Annotated in this window: 10 protein-coding genes; 4 read left to right on the top strand and 6 right to left on the bottom strand. The window is 60.1% G+C overall.

All coding sequences use genetic code 11. The annotated features are described in order from the left end of the window. Positions 1 to 99: 99 nt before the first annotated feature. Positions 100 to 588, top strand: a complete 489-nt coding sequence (locus tag J3U87_RS07195; RefSeq protein WP_237382358.1) for a YcjF family protein — start codon at positions 100 to 102, stop codon at positions 586 to 588. Positions 589 to 844: 256 nt separating this feature from the next. Here the strand turns inward: J3U87_RS07195 and J3U87_RS07190 are convergent, their stop codons facing one another. From J3U87_RS07190 to J3U87_RS07175, 4 genes are read right to left on the bottom strand one after another with little or no spacing between them, the layout of a single operon-like run. After that, positions 845 to 1,756: an ABC transporter permease subunit gene (locus tag J3U87_RS07190; RefSeq protein ID WP_237382357.1), complete on the bottom strand. Its 912-nt coding sequence runs from the start codon at positions 1,754 to 1,756 to the stop codon at positions 845 to 847. A 15-nt stretch (positions 1,757 to 1,771) separates the two neighbouring features. Continuing rightward, positions 1,772 to 2,701, bottom strand: coding sequence for an ABC transporter ATP-binding protein (locus tag J3U87_RS07185; RefSeq protein WP_237382356.1), 930 nt, complete (start codon positions 2,699 to 2,701; stop codon positions 1,772 to 1,774). Further along, positions 2,698 to 3,615 carry an ABC transporter permease gene (locus tag J3U87_RS07180; RefSeq protein WP_237382355.1) on the bottom strand — a complete coding sequence of 306 codons (918 nt, stop codon included), beginning with the start codon at positions 3,613 to 3,615 and terminating at the stop codon, positions 2,698 to 2,700. Before J3U87_RS07180 ends, J3U87_RS07185 begins: the two co-directional genes overlap by 4 nt. Then, positions 3,605 to 4,549, bottom strand: coding sequence for an ABC transporter ATP-binding protein (locus tag J3U87_RS07175; RefSeq protein WP_237382354.1), 945 nt, complete (start codon positions 4,547 to 4,549; stop codon positions 3,605 to 3,607). Before J3U87_RS07175 ends, J3U87_RS07180 begins: the two co-directional genes overlap by 11 nt. A 535-nt stretch (positions 4,550 to 5,084) precedes the next feature. Between J3U87_RS07175 and J3U87_RS07170 the strand changes: the two genes are divergently transcribed. Then, positions 5,085 to 6,365, top strand: coding sequence for an AAA family ATPase (locus tag J3U87_RS07170; protein WP_237382353.1), 1,281 nt, complete (start codon positions 5,085 to 5,087; stop codon positions 6,363 to 6,365). Then, on the top strand, positions 6,362 to 6,958 hold the full coding sequence (locus J3U87_RS07165; protein ID WP_237382352.1) for an HNH endonuclease family protein: 597 nt from the start codon (positions 6,362 to 6,364) through the stop codon (positions 6,956 to 6,958). Before J3U87_RS07170 ends, J3U87_RS07165 begins: the two co-directional genes overlap by 4 nt. A gap of 75 nt (positions 6,959 to 7,033) precedes the next feature. Here the strand turns inward: J3U87_RS07165 and J3U87_RS07160 are convergent, their stop codons facing one another. After that, positions 7,034 to 8,125: a DUF2891 domain-containing protein gene (locus tag J3U87_RS07160; RefSeq protein ID WP_237382351.1), complete on the bottom strand. Its 1,092-nt coding sequence runs from the start codon at positions 8,123 to 8,125 to the stop codon at positions 7,034 to 7,036. 39 nt (positions 8,126 to 8,164) lie between these two features. After that, positions 8,165 to 9,142 carry a selenide, water dikinase SelD gene (gene selD, locus J3U87_RS07155; protein WP_272932507.1) on the bottom strand — a complete coding sequence of 326 codons (978 nt, stop codon included), beginning with the start codon at positions 9,140 to 9,142 and terminating at the stop codon, positions 8,165 to 8,167. A gap of 732 nt (positions 9,143 to 9,874) precedes the next feature. Here selD and J3U87_RS07150 point away from each other — a divergent pair. Beyond that, complete coding sequence (locus J3U87_RS07150) at positions 9,875 to 13,300, top strand: ligand-binding sensor domain-containing protein (protein ID WP_237382349.1); 3,426 nt, start codon at positions 9,875 to 9,877, stop codon at positions 13,298 to 13,300. Positions 13,301 to 13,581 lie beyond the last annotated feature (281 nt).

The following is a 13,581-nucleotide window of genomic DNA, read 5'->3' as shown; positions in this document are numbered from 1 at the left end:
TTTTGGGGCATTTCGCGTATCGCTTCTCGGGTGCAGGGAACGACCCGTGTGTCGCCTCGTGCTTCATGCGGAATAACAATTCTATGTAGAGGCAGGTTAATGGAAGCAACAGCCGAACAAACTGAAACGTTTGCGAGCCCCCACGAGGAAGCCGCGAACAAAATTGTCAATCAGAACATGCTGTGGGCTGCCGGTGTCGGGATCTTTCCCATTCCGGTGGTGGACTTTGTCGGTATCACGGCGGTTCAACTGAAAATGATCAACGACTTGGCGAATCTCTACGAAATTCCGTTTCGCAGAGACGTCGGCAAATCCATCGTGGCCAGTCTGGTCGCCAGCCTGGGTGCGCCCACCTTGGCATTCGGCACCGTCGGCTCCATTCTCAAGGGATTGCCCCTGGTGGGCCCGGTATTGGGTGGACTCGCGTTGCCGGGATTCTCGGCGGCCCTGACCTACGCGATTGGTCGGGTCTTCATACAGCACTTCGAGACCGGCGGGAACATGCTGGACTTTGACGTAGAGGGCATGCGCGCCCACTTCGCAAAGGCGTTCGAAGAAGGCAAGGAAGAAGCCGCGGCGCCCGCCTGAGCGGTCCGACGCAGCGAGATTTCCAGTTAACCGCGGCCGGGGCAACCCGGCCGTTTTCTATTTACCCCGTCGAAATGGGGCGCCCGAACTCCGAAAGCGAGCCCGTCCAGGATGGGCGCGACCCGCCGTCGCACCACCGAGAGGCATGGTTGGGGAAAGGCGCCGAGCCGTCAGGCTTCGGCGACCTCCCCATAAGGATTTTGCCGAAACCTGACTGATTCATGGAGCCTGCACGCGTGCCCATGGCAGATGGGCACTACCCCGCTTCGCCGCCGCCGAGCACGATTTCGAACTGACTCAAGCGGAAGGCCATGACCCCGAGGGGAATGGCCACGAACAGCACGAAGATGAGCGCGATGTTGAGCACGAACGAGCCGCGGGGAATGTCGATCAGGCTGGGAAGGAATCGCGGCAACGGCTCCCAGTAGGCGGCCATCATGCGGAACCGAACGCTGATGAAGTTCAGCGTGGCCACGGGAATCAGCGAAAACGCGGTGTCCATCAACAGGAATATGATCGATCCTAGGATGGCGAACTTCTTCCAGAAGGTGCCGAGCATGGCCACCACGCTCATGTACCCGGCCAGACCGGCGCACAGGATGAGGATGCCGTTGATCAGGTTGGGCAGCGTCGGAATCAGCTCCTCCACCTGGAACACCATGTTGCTCATGAAGTTGCAGAAGACGGCTACGGACAGCAGCAGCGATGCGGCGAGCAGGTGGCCCAACAGGCGCCCCACCGCGATCGAGGCGCGGTTGAGGGGCCGCACCAGGGTGAAGGTGATGTTCTTGGATTCGATCTCTTCGGAGATCACGCCCAGGCCCATGAACACGGACAGCAGCGGCATGAAGAAAATGTGGAAATACACCGCCTGAATGTTGCGGAACATGGCGAAGGGCATTTCCGGGCTGGACCAGTTGGCGGCGAAGCGGTCGATGATCCAGTAGAACACCACCAGGCAGGGCAGCAGGCTGAGCAGTGACAGGAACCAGAACAGCTTGCGGCGAATGAGTCGTTTGGCGGTGAGTCGCGCCAGGGTCCAGGTCAGCCTTACCTGGTTCAGGTTCGGTTGCGGGCCGGTTCCCAGACGGGCCTTGCGCGGTGCGGGCTGGGAAGGCCTGTCCATGTGTTCCCGCTCGGGTGATGCTGTGGTTTCCAAGGTTTGCATGTGATCGGCCTCCCCTCAATGCACCAAATATTTGAAGACGGCTTCCATGTCCTCGTCCTCGGCATGGATGCTCTTGATGTGAATGTCGTGGTCCTCCAAGATTTCGGGAAGGTCCTGGAAAAACTGGTTTTGATGTTGTGTGAAAACGATGACGCGCTCCGGGTCCTCGGGCACCAGTTCCACCTTGACCACGTGGGGTTTGCCCAGGAAAGCCTGGCAGAATCGGCGCGGATCGTCCACGGAGAGTTCCAGTTGCAAGGGGTGGTCGGTCAGCAGTTCGCGGATTTCGTAGACGTTGCCCCGGGCTCGCAGGCTGCCCTGGTTGATGATCACCATTTCCTTGGTGATGTTTTCCACCTCGTGCAGGATGTGGGAGCTGACGACGACCGTCATGCCCGATCGTCCCATCTCGATGATCAGATCGGAGACCAGGGTGCGGCTGGTGGCGTCCAGCCCGGTCATCGGTTCGTCGAGGAACAGGACCTCCGGTCGGTGGGCCAGGCTTTGGGCGATGCGCAGCTTTTGGCGCATGCCCTTGGAGTAGCCGCTCACTCGGCGCCTGCCGGCCTTGGCCAGGTCGAGCATGCCGATCAGCTCGGCCGCGCGACGGTCCGAATCGTGAACGCCCCAGCCCTGTAGCTGAAGCATGGCGCTGAGGAAACCGGGTCCGCTGAATTCCTCCCACAGGCTGTCCTGTTCCGGGCAGAGCCCGACCTTGGACCAGAGCTGCGGGTTGTTGTGGTAGTTCTGGCCCAGGATATTGATCTCGCCGATGCTGGGGTCCAGTTGGCCGCTCATCAGCTTCAGCAGGGTCGACTTGCCGGCACCGTTGGGGCCCAACAGCCCGAGAATGCCGGGCTCGATGTTCAAACTGACTTCGGTCAGTGCCGAAACGTCACCGTACCACTTCGAGACATTGGTGACTTCGATCGAATAGGCGCTCATTTCACCACCTCCACCGGCTCGATGCGGCGGGTTATCAGGAATATGGCGACTCCGGTCACCAGGGCGACATCGAAGACCTGCCAGAACAGCAGGCCGGCTTCATTCACTTTCAGGGAGTAGATCGCCTCGCCGATGGTGGCGATGGAACTCGTCCACTTCAAGCCTTCGACGAACGAATGGGCTCCGAAAATGAAGCCGAGGATGTAGGGGAACACGGCGGTGAAGACCGCGAACCCGAAGAAGCTGGCACCGGCCATGTAGCTGCGGTTCATCAGTGAGGAGCACAGCAGGATGATGGAGCCGTAGGTGATCGTGAGCAGTAGCCAGAACGAGCCCGTCAGGATCGGGATGTACCAACTCTGTTTGATGAATTCGAGATGGTCGGTGGTGGCGACCAGGCCGACGCAGATGATGATCGCCGAGGGAACCAGGGTGACGACGGCGGTCATTTGGGCGACGGCGAAAAATTTCCCGAACAGGTAGTCGAAGCGGCTGACGGCCTTGGAGAAATAGACCTGTAGCGCGTTGGCGGCGCGATCCTTCGAGATGAGTTGCGACCCGTAGAGGATCATGGTCCAGAACGTGAAGAAAATCGCCGGTCGGAGAATGAAGGCCTCGTGGTACCACACTTCGGATTGCGCCGGTTGGGCGGCTTGCCAGGCTTCCAGTACGCCGGCCAGCCATTCGATGCGCTTGAAGTTTTCGATCTGCAGGCGCAGGGTGGTGGACGCCACCAACATGAAGTAGTAGATCACGAAGGCGATGATGAAAAACATGCGGCTCTTTTTGCCGGTGGAGGCCAGGATGTTCTGGACGCCGGCTCGGCCAATCAGGTACCAGGGTGGTGTGACTTGGGTGCGGTCGCCGTCCCATTTTTGGTAACCCTGTGAATATATTTCACTTTTAGATGCCATTGGCCTCTCCCGCGTTCGCGTTGATGTGCACGTGCTTGCGATAGATTTCTTCGACCGTGTAGTTGCGCGGAATCAATTGGCGAATTTGAATGCCGGCATCGGTCAGGTGCCGAAAGAGATCGCGGGCATGGATGCCGCCGTCCAGCATGACCTCGAAATTCGGTTCGCGTTCGGACACGTGATCGACGGTCAATCCTTTGCCGCGCAGGATTTCGGCGGCCTGTTTATGGTCGCGATTGACGCGTAGGCGGTAGCGGTGGGCCTGACCGGCACAGAGCTCCTTGATGTACCCGCTGCACTTGATCTTCTGCTGATCCATGATGACCAGGTATTCGGTGCAGCGTTCCACGTCGCGCATCAGGTGCGAGGAAAGGATGATGCAGCGGTTCTCGATGCGGGCGATCTCGCGGATCAGGTCGAGCATTTCTTCGCGGCCATCGGGATCGAGCCCGTTGGTCGGCTCGTCCAAAAAAATCAGGTGGGGGTCGTGGACGATGGCCTGTGCCAGTTTGAGGCGCTGCTTCATGCCGGTGGAATAGGTGTCGAGGTTGCGGTAGCGGGCTTCGCCCAGACCTACCAGATACAAGACTTTGTGGGCACGCTTGAACGCCTCGCGGCGACCCATGCCGTTGAGCTGGGCCACGTAGCTGACGTATTGGACCGCGCTGAAACCCGGTATCAGACATTCGCTTTCCGGCATGTACCCCACGTATTGCCGAATGCGTTTGTCGTTTTTACCGAGTTCGAATTGGAGGAACCGGCCGTTTCCGGACTCTGGCTTGAGCAGGCCCAGGATGGCCTTGATGAGCGTGCTCTTGCCGGCGCCGTTGGGGCCCAGAAGGCCGACGGCGGCCTGGGGAAGTTCCAGGCTGATATTGTCCAAAACGCGGTGCCTGCCATAGGAAACAGTGAAATTATCAATGGTTAACAGCAACCATACACCTCTAATCAGGAGACTTGTTCTGTCGGTCGGGTATGCTACGACCATTTTAACAAAAAGGATTAGCGAACGCTGGTGAATGGGTGGGTGTGTCTGGGTCGGCGCTCGCTACAGGGGATGCTCAAAAGGGTATGCGCGAGCTTCCGCCGCGAAGGGCCAAGCTTCGCACGCCGGGACGAAGCTTGGCTAGTGTCCATCCGGAAAGGGCAAAATGCCAACTACCGTGTTGGTTCGCCTGGATGGGCGGCAATCCCGGTTTGAGTGCTGACGATAGCGGTTGGTGTTCCTCCGCTAAGCGATTTAGAATGCTAGTTATAGAGTGTTCGATCCTCCACGGGTCATCCGCTGTGAGACGCATGTCGGTTTCCCGTTCGATCGTTGGTGACCCGACGCGAACCCAAAGATTCGACGAGCGACTCGTGTCTTCCGGAGGCAAATCGGTTCATCGAGTGGTACGGGCGGCTCGAGTGATGGCTATCGTCAGTCCGGTTGCCGAGATCGATGCGAAACTGGGGGTGAAGGAGAAGGCATGATTCAGCATCTCGATCTGGTCAATGTGGGTCCTGCCCCAAGCATGAACCTGGAGTTTGGCAAACGTTTGAACCTGTTCACGGGCGATAACGGTTTGGGAAAAAGTTTTTTGTTGGATATCGCGTGGTGGTCCCTGACGCGAAAGTGGCCTGCGGAAATCAACAACAAACTGACCGCCGGAAAAAAAGCGGTGCCCGCCGGTTCCGGAGAAGCGACGATCCGTTTTTCCCTCGGGAACGGAACCGCCTCGGAAGCATATGAAAGCATGTATTCCCGCAAAGAGCAGGCCTGGTTGGGTCGGCCCGGTCGACCAGCCAATTCGGCTTTGGTGCTCTATGCCATGTCCGACGGGAGCTTTGCGATTTGGGACCCGGCCAGGAACTATTGGCAAACCCGAAATGGTGTCGATGTTCAAGATCGTCGCCCCGCATATGTGTTCCATCCCGGTGAGGTGTGGGACGGATTGTTGGCGGCCGATGGAACCTGGCTGTGCAATGGGCTGGTACGCGATTGGGCTGGCTGGCTCAAGGAAAAAGGAGCGCCTTTCGAGTATTTGAAGGAAGTGCTCGAAGCGCTCTCGCCATCCAAGCAGGAGACTCTGACGCCCGGCCAACTCACGCGTATCAGTTTGGACGATGTCAGGGACATGCCGACCATCAGCATGCCGTATCAGCAGGACGTGGCGGTCATTCACGCCTCGGCGGGCATGCGACGGGTCATGGCTCTGGCCTATTTCCTGGTTTGGGCCTGGCAAGAGCATCGACAGGCATCGAAGCAGCTTCAGGAACCCGAGACCAATCGGGTCATTTTTTTGATCGACGAAATCGAATCTCATCTCCACCCACGGTGGCAACGTACGATTGTGCCGGCATTGATGACCGTGATGAACAGGTTGGCCACGGAAGCGGAGATTCAACTTCTCACGGCAACGCACTCGCCCCTGATCATGGCTTCGGTCGAACCCTTCTTCGACAACGAGAAAGACGCCTGGTTCGATTTGGATTTCGCAGGGGGCCAGGTCTCGTTGAAACATCGGGAATTCCAAAAACACGGCGAAGCGGGGTCTTGGCTGACCAGCGAGGCGTTCGATCTCAAGAGTGGTCGATCTTTGGCCTACGAATCCCTGATCGAAGATGCTTCGGCACTCCTGCAGGAAGAGGCGCCGGATTTGGAGAACATCAAGAAAGTGAACTCGGCCTTGGTCCAGGCGCTGAGCCCCAAAGACGAATTCCTGTTCAACTGGCGGTATATCTGTCGGAGGAAAGGTTGGCTTGAATGATCCCGGTACTGCTCCAGCCCGAGCCCGACGACTTCGATCGCAAAGTGCGTCAACCCGGTCGAGAATGGTTGGCCGGTCAGGGGATCTCCTTGAATGCCGTACCGCCGAAAGCAGCCGAACTTCCCCCATTTTGGCGGCGATCCAACCAACAACTCTGGGAGGCGTATTCCGGTGTCTGTGCTTACTTGGCAATCTACTTCGAGTGGGTCACGGGCGCTTCGTCCACCGATCACTTCGTTGCAAAATCGAGAAAGGCCGTCGATGCCTACGAGTGGGCCAACTTTCGGCTCTCGTGCCTGGGGCCGAATCGAAACAAGGGCCGGTTCGACGATGTGCTGGATCCGATGGAATTGCAGAAGGATACCTTTGTATTGAACCTGTTGGGTGGCACGATTCGCCCCAACCCGGCCCTCGACGAAACCACGCGGCTCCGCGCAGGAAATACGATCGATCGATTGAAATTGAACAGTGCCGAACACAATCGAATGAGAGCCAAGCACTTTTCGCGTTACGTGCGTGGCAGGGATGAAGAAACGCTGAAGGAACTGTCACCTTTCGTCTGGTATGAAGCGAAACGGCAGGGACTTCTGTAGCTGCGGCTGGGTTCGGGACTCGGGCTGAAAACGTCTCTCTTCCGCGTTGCGAAACCCCGATTCGGCAACTTCGGATCAATACCCGCGGGTGGTGACCAGATACACGGCGAAACTCGCCAGCCAATGGCCACCCTCGTAGTGCTCGCCGGTGACCGAGGCCAGCCCGGCGGTGCGGTGGCTGCGAGCCGCGGCGAGCAAGGGTTCGCGACGGCTGTCCTTGGGGGGCAAACCCGCGGCGATGCCTTCCAACATCCAGGCGCGGCTGAGGTTCAGGCCGTCGAGGTGGGCCAGTTTCCCGTCGCTTGCGTCGGTCACCACCGCGACCGGGAGCCAATCGGCACCGGACCGTTGGGCCAGCTTCGGCATGAAGCGCGTCAGCCAGCCCGCGTAGGCCTTGGCGTCGAGGACCCGGCGCATCAGGTCGGCTTCGGCCAGGACGGGGGAAAGGAAATCCTGGCCGGAGGGTTCGTAGGCCAGGGGAGCGTCGCGATCTTCGAGGTAGAAGGCCTGCGATTTTTCATAGAGCAACGCGGCCAGTCTCGAATCTCCCGTGGCGCGGGCCCAGTCCAGCGCCAGGCCGAAGGCGAAGGCGGTCTGGCTGTGTTCGCCGGTGCGAATCGGGTGCGACAACTTGGGCAGCCAGGACCTGAATCGATGTGCCACGATTTCTTCGAGTGGGCGTAGGTGGGCGTGCCAGCGTTTGGCGCGGGGGTCGTTCCACTCGAACAGTTCGGTGGAAAGCTGGAGCAGCCAGGCCAGCCCGTAGGGGCGTTCGTAGGCGGTGCGACCCTTGGCCTTGAAGTAGGCGACCTCACCGGCGATGGCCTCGGCCGTAAGGCTGCGGTCCAATGCGGCTTCGATGCGGGGGGCGAAAGCGGCCTCGGGGAACTGGCGGAGCAGGCGCACCAACAGCCAGTGGCCGTGTACGGAGGAATGCCAGTCGAAACAGCCGTAGAAGACGGGGTGTAATTGGCGAGGCGGGAGGGCGTCCCCGTCGCCGTTCATCACATGGGCGATTTTGTTGGGATACTCGCGGTGAACGCAGGCCAGGGCGAGCTCGGCGAACCGCGCGGCCTGGGCTTCATCGATTTTCGGCATGGGGACGGCGGCTCCCTTCGACGGCGGTTGGAGGGCGGTCAGGGACAACCAAAACAAACAATAGATCATGGGTTCCTCCGTGGAGATTCCGGAATCCAGGACGTCGGATCAGCAGCATGTGAGTTCGGGCGTGTCGGTGATTTCTCCGACCAGTGAAGGCCGGTGTCCCGACGCCTCCAGACGCCCCATCAGGACGTCGGCCTGATCGGCGGGCAACGCGAATAACAGACCGCCGCTGGTTTGGGGATCCAGTACCGCTTTTTCATAGCGCGTGAAGGCGGCAGTGCGCGGTACGGTGTAGGTCTCGATGTATTCCAGATTGGTGCGGTGCGCGCCCGTCAGCGCTCCGGCCTCGATGCCTTCCCAGATCCCCTCGAACAGGCGCAAGGCGTCGCACTGCACGCGCGCACCCAGCCGGTTGGGGGAGACCATTTCGTAGAGATGCCCCAGTAGGCCGAAACCGGTGATATCGGTGGCGGCATGCACTTTCAGGTCACGGGCCGCTTCGGCCGTGTAGCGGTTCAGGCGTTTCATTTCCGCGATCGGTTCCGTCAGCAGGTCGGTCGGGAGTTTGTCCTGTTTGACCGCGGTCGTCAGGACGCCGGTTCCGAGCGGCTTGGTCAACACCAGTCGATCGCCGGGTCGGGCGCCCTGATTGCGCCATACCGCATCCGGGTGCACCTCGCCCGTGACCGCGTAACCGAATTTGATTTCGGCATCGCCGACGCTGTGACCGCCGACCACCAGGGCACCGGCCTCGCACACCTTCTCGGCACCTCCGGCCACGATCTCCGTCAGGATCTCGATGTCCATGCTTTTATAGGGATAACATACCAGGGACAGGGCGGTCAGGGGCCGCGCACCCATGGCGTACACGTCCGAGAGCGCGTTGGCCGCGGCGATGGCGCCGAAATCGCGGGGATCGTCGACGATCGGGGTGAAAAAGTCCACCGTCTGTACGAGCGCACGATCCCCATCGAGCCGGTAGACGGCTCCGTCCTCGTGACCCGAGAACCCGACCAACAGGTTGGGGTCCTCGCTGGGAGGAATCGCGGAAAAAATGTCACCCAAGACCTTGGGCGGAATCTTGGCCGCTCAACCGGCGGACTTGGCGGTATGACTCAGACGCGGAAAGCGCATGGTTTCTCCTCGAAGACGATGCTCGTTGCCGGCACTCCGGGGTACCTTCGGCAAGCCTTGCGGCGGAACCGAATCAGGAACCCTTCATATAGGCGTAGAGGGCGAGAATGGTCAGACCGACCACGACCGTGATGGCACCGGCAATCAACACATTCTCCAAAGATCTCAACTTCATGCCCACCTCATGGTCCGATCGTTCTGGCCGCCGCACGCGAGGCGCGCGACTGGCTCGCATCATACCACCGGTCCCGGTTTCGGCCAATCCGTGGGTAGTCATGGTCGCGATCCCGGCCCCCGCAGCGCCCGATGACCTGGCGGCTGCCACCGTCCACCGGGCGGGGAGCATCGAGCGCGACCGGCTGCCCCCATGGTGCCTGTGGATTCCGAACTGGATCTTTAGCATGGGATCACGTAATCTAAACCGAGCGACATTTGGAAAAATGGCAAATTTCAATTCGAGAATAAATATTCCGAACAAATATATGGCTTCCTTGCTTGAATCCAGGCCATCGATTGCCAACAGCAGCTCGAGCACGGGATTCAGTTGATCACGGATCGCCGCCAAAAATCTCTCTTCAAACCTGCCGGCGTTTTGGTCGTTCCGCTCGAGAATGGATCCGCAGCGTAGTCGAATGAAGCGCCATACCCCGTAACTTGCTGAAACAAGGTTGCTTGCTGATGAATTTGGTGATGTCCAATTCGGGATCGGCACGCTGGTCCGGGTTGTTCGTGGCAGTGTGGGCCTGGTGTGCCCTGCAGCCGCTTTGGGGCCAGCCGCGCGCTTCCTGGTCGGTCCCGTTCGACGAACTCCGGTTCACCGGGATTTCCACGGAGCAAGGCCTGTCCCAGAGCACGGTGTACGCGTTGTTGCAGGACCGCGAGGGTTTTATCTGGATCGGTACCGAAGACGGCCTGAACCGCTACGATGGCTACAGTTTCCGTCAGTACCGCCTGACCTTGGACACGACCGACGGACTCAGCCACAATACGGTGCTGTGCCTGGTCGAAGATCGCGAGGGCCATATGTGGATCGGAACCGACCACGGTTTGAATCGTTACGACTCGGATCGCAACCGGTTCGAGTCTTTTTTCAGTGATCCCGATGACTCCGAAACCATTTCCCATCCCAGCGTTTCCGCGCTGGCACTCGATGAGGATGGCGAGATCTGGTTGACCACGTTTCGCGGCGGTCTGGATCACGTCGACCCCCGGACGGGCGCGGCCCGCCGCTTCGGTGTGCCCGAAGCCCTGCGTGCCAACCAGAATACCAATTGGTCGCGGGCGGTGGCCACCCAGGGGAACCGCTACGTGTGGATCGGCACCAGCCGCGGGCTCCATCGATTGGACCGCGCTTCCGGGGCTTGGCTTTCGTATCGTCACGATCCCGGCGATCCCACATCGCTGAGCAACGAGGGGGTGCGCGCCATCCACGTCACCGGGAAAGGGGACATTTGGGTGGGTACCAGTGACGGACTTCACCGCATGTTGCCGGACGGCCGCGGCTTCCATCGTTTTCAGGCCGAGGACGATCTCGGCTTGAGCGACGATTGGGTCAACATTATTAGTGAAGGTCCCAAGGGGCGGCTGTGGATCGGCACGCGGAGCGGAGGGCTGGCCCGTTTCGACGCGGACCGCCGGCGGTTCACCAGCTTCACTCCCGATCCCCTGGACCCGTTCAGCATCAAGACCGACAACATTCTCTCGCTGTTGTTCGATCGATCGGGGGTCATGTGGGTCGGTGGTTACCTCGGCGGCTTGAGCAAGAGTGAGGTGGATCCGATGCCGTTTCACCTCTACCGCTCCAGTCCCACCGAATCGGGAGGCCTGACCAACAATCGCGTGCGCTCGATCATCCACGATCGCGAGGGTGCGGTATGGGTGGGTACCCTGTCGGGTTTGAACCGCATGGCTCCTGGCGCCAATCGCTTCGAGCACCTGTTCCACGACCCGAAGGATCCGGACAGCCTGAGCGAGAACCAGGTGATGAGTATCGCCGAGGATGGTCGCGGCCAACTCTGGTTCGGTACCTATTACGGCGGCGTACAGCGCTGGCTTCCGGAGAAGCGGGGGTTCGCGCACTATCGCCACGACCCCGACGATCCGCGAAGCCTGAGCCATGACGTGGTGAGTGTACTCACCGTCGACCGCGACGGCCTCCTGTGGTTGGGAACCCGCAACGGCGTATGCCGTTTCCTTCCGGAATCCGAACGGTTCCAGCGATTTCTACCCAAACCCAACGACCCGGAAGGTCTCGGCGGTCCCGAAGCCTACTACCTCTATCCACACTCCGATGGCACCGTCTGGGTCGGGCTGGTGAGCGATGGCTTGAATGTCCTGCATCCCGAAAAGGGCGTCATCGCTCGGTACGGCCACGAACGCGACGATCTGCGGACCTTGAGCAACGCCTCCGTCACCTCGATTCTGGAGGACCGCGAGGGAAGGGTGTGGGTCGGTACCGAAAACGGATTGAATCGACACGAAGGCGACGGTCGATTTCAACGCTTTACCGCGGACTTTGGCCTGCCCAACGCCAATATCCGTTCGATGCTGTTGGGCGACGGCTCCGAGCTGTGGTTGGCGACCAACAAGGGCCTGTTGCGCTGGGATACTCACGACAACAGCTTTCAGTCGTACCAGTTCGAAGATGGGCTGCAGGGTAACGAGTTCATTTTGAGATCCGCGTTTCGTGCGGATGACGGGCGACTCTATTTCGGCGGCTTACGGGGGTTGACGGCGTTCTATCCGTCTCAGATCATCAAGCGTCCGGGCACGCCGCCGATCGTGCTGACCGCCTTCAAGGTCTTTTCCGACGAGCGCTGGCTGTACCGCGCGAACGATGCCTATGTGCCCATTTCCCTGCGCCACGCGGAAAACTTTTTCTCGTTCGACTTTGCCGCGCTCGATTATCGGCATCCTGAAAAAAACCGTTATGCCTATCGATTGGAGGGGTTTGACCGAACCTGGATCCACACCGACGGCGATCATTCGGCCCATTACACCAACGTGCAGCCAGGGAGTTATGTCTTTCGGGTTCGGGGAACCAGCAGTGACGGCACCTGGAACGAGCTGGGTACCGGCCTGAGCCTGACGATCCAGCCGCCGTTCTGGCACAAACCCTGGTTCCGCTCTCTGGTGGTGCTCAGCGCCCTGGCTTCGATGGTGGGCGGTATTCAGTGGCGCCTACTCGCGATCAAGCGCCACAACCGCAAGCTGGCCCAATTGGTTCGCCAGCGAACGGCGGAACTGGAAATGGCGCGCGGCAAGATGCTGCACATGGCGCGCGAGGCCGGCGTGGCCGAGGTCACGGCCGGCGTGGTTCACAATATCGGCAACCTGGTCAACAGCCTGTCGGTGTCGGGCGAACAGCTCGTGTCCCTGCTCGATCGGTCCTCGCGAGGACGCTTGACCCGGGTCAACGCCCTATTGGACGAGCAGCGGGATCGTTTGGAGGCCTGGTTGGCAGAGGGCAAGGCCGGCGATTTGTGTCGCTACCTGAAACAGATCGAGAGCGCGCTCGAACGGGAAGATGTGGCGGTGCGCCACGAGCTGGAGCGCATTCAAAACGCCATCGGCCTGGTTCGCAACGAGATCCTCTCCCAGCGCGAGTACATCGGAGCCGCCGCGGTGGTTCAGCCGGTGGAGATGGGCGAACTGATGGAAGAGGCCTTGGGCCCCTTTCGCAAGGCGTTCGAGGTCCTGGGTATCGAGGTGGACGTGCGGGTACACGACGAAGGTGCGGTGCAGGTGCCCAAGGCGCGCTTGCTGCACGCGCTGACCCAGATCATTCACAACGCCGAGGAAGCGATGATGAACCAGACCGGGCCCGGCAAGCGAATCGCGATCGAGGTCCAACGGGATCGCGAGGGAGAGGACCTCGTGGTGCGCGTGTCCGACAGCGGACCCGGCGTGCCGGAAACCCTGCGGGAAAAAATTTTTCAGTTCGGGTTCAGCACCAAATCGAACAGCCACGGCTCGGGTCTCCATCACGCGGCCAACACGTTGCGGGAGATCGGAGGGGAGCTCGTGCTGGAACCGGCCGGCAATTTCGGTGGGGCCACTTTTCGCATCAGGCTGCCGGTGGAGCCGCCGCGAGAGGAGCTTTGAGGGCTGGCGTCCCACGAGATTCTCGCGTTGTGTTAGTGATACTATAAGTTTCTTGTTTTAAACGGGTTGATGAACGAAATCGAGAGGGTCGAATCTCGACGCCCGCCCGCAGGACCTGGCATCGATTCCTAGGAAAAAACCACATGGAGGGTGGCTGCGGCGATGCGTGAAGCCCGCCGAAAATCACCGTTCCCAGGTGGGGTTGGACAGCCAGGTCGGGGATCGAGGAAATAGTAAAATCGGCGGGAATTGTTGTGTCACGGGGGGCCATGCGTTATAGT

This window comes from Sulfidibacter corallicola (genome assembly GCF_017498545.1).
GTDB lineage: Bacteria > Acidobacteriota > Holophagae > Acanthopleuribacterales > Acanthopleuribacteraceae > Sulfidibacter > Sulfidibacter corallicola.
The sequence above is the reverse complement of the archived record's forward strand: the minus strand, read 5'-3'. Positions and strand labels throughout refer to the sequence as shown.

Bases quoted from the DNA above. Each gene is read 5' to 3' on its own strand.
- J3U87_RS07160 (WP_237382351.1), bottom strand. From the start codon at position 8,125: ATGATCTATTGTTTGTTTTGGTTGTCCCTGACCGCCCTCCAACCGCCG.
- J3U87_RS07195 (WP_237382358.1), top strand. From the start codon at position 100: ATGGAAGCAACAGCCGAACAAACTGAAACGTTTGCGAGCCCCCACGAG.
- J3U87_RS07180 (WP_237382355.1), bottom strand. From the start codon at position 3,615: ATGGCATCTAAAAGTGAAATATATTCACAGGGTTACCAAAAATGGGAC.
- J3U87_RS07170 (WP_237382353.1), top strand. From the start codon at position 5,085: ATGATTCAGCATCTCGATCTGGTCAATGTGGGTCCTGCCCCAAGCATG.
- J3U87_RS07165 (WP_237382352.1), top strand. From the start codon at position 6,362: ATGATCCCGGTACTGCTCCAGCCCGAGCCCGACGACTTCGATCGCAAA.
- J3U87_RS07150 (WP_237382349.1), top strand. From the start codon at position 9,875: ATGAATTTGGTGATGTCCAATTCGGGATCGGCACGCTGGTCCGGGTTG.
- J3U87_RS07185 (WP_237382356.1), bottom strand. From the start codon at position 2,701: ATGAGCGCCTATTCGATCGAAGTCACCAATGTCTCGAAGTGGTACGGT.
- J3U87_RS07190 (WP_237382357.1), bottom strand. From the start codon at position 1,756: ATGCAAACCTTGGAAACCACAGCATCACCCGAGCGGGAACACATGGAC.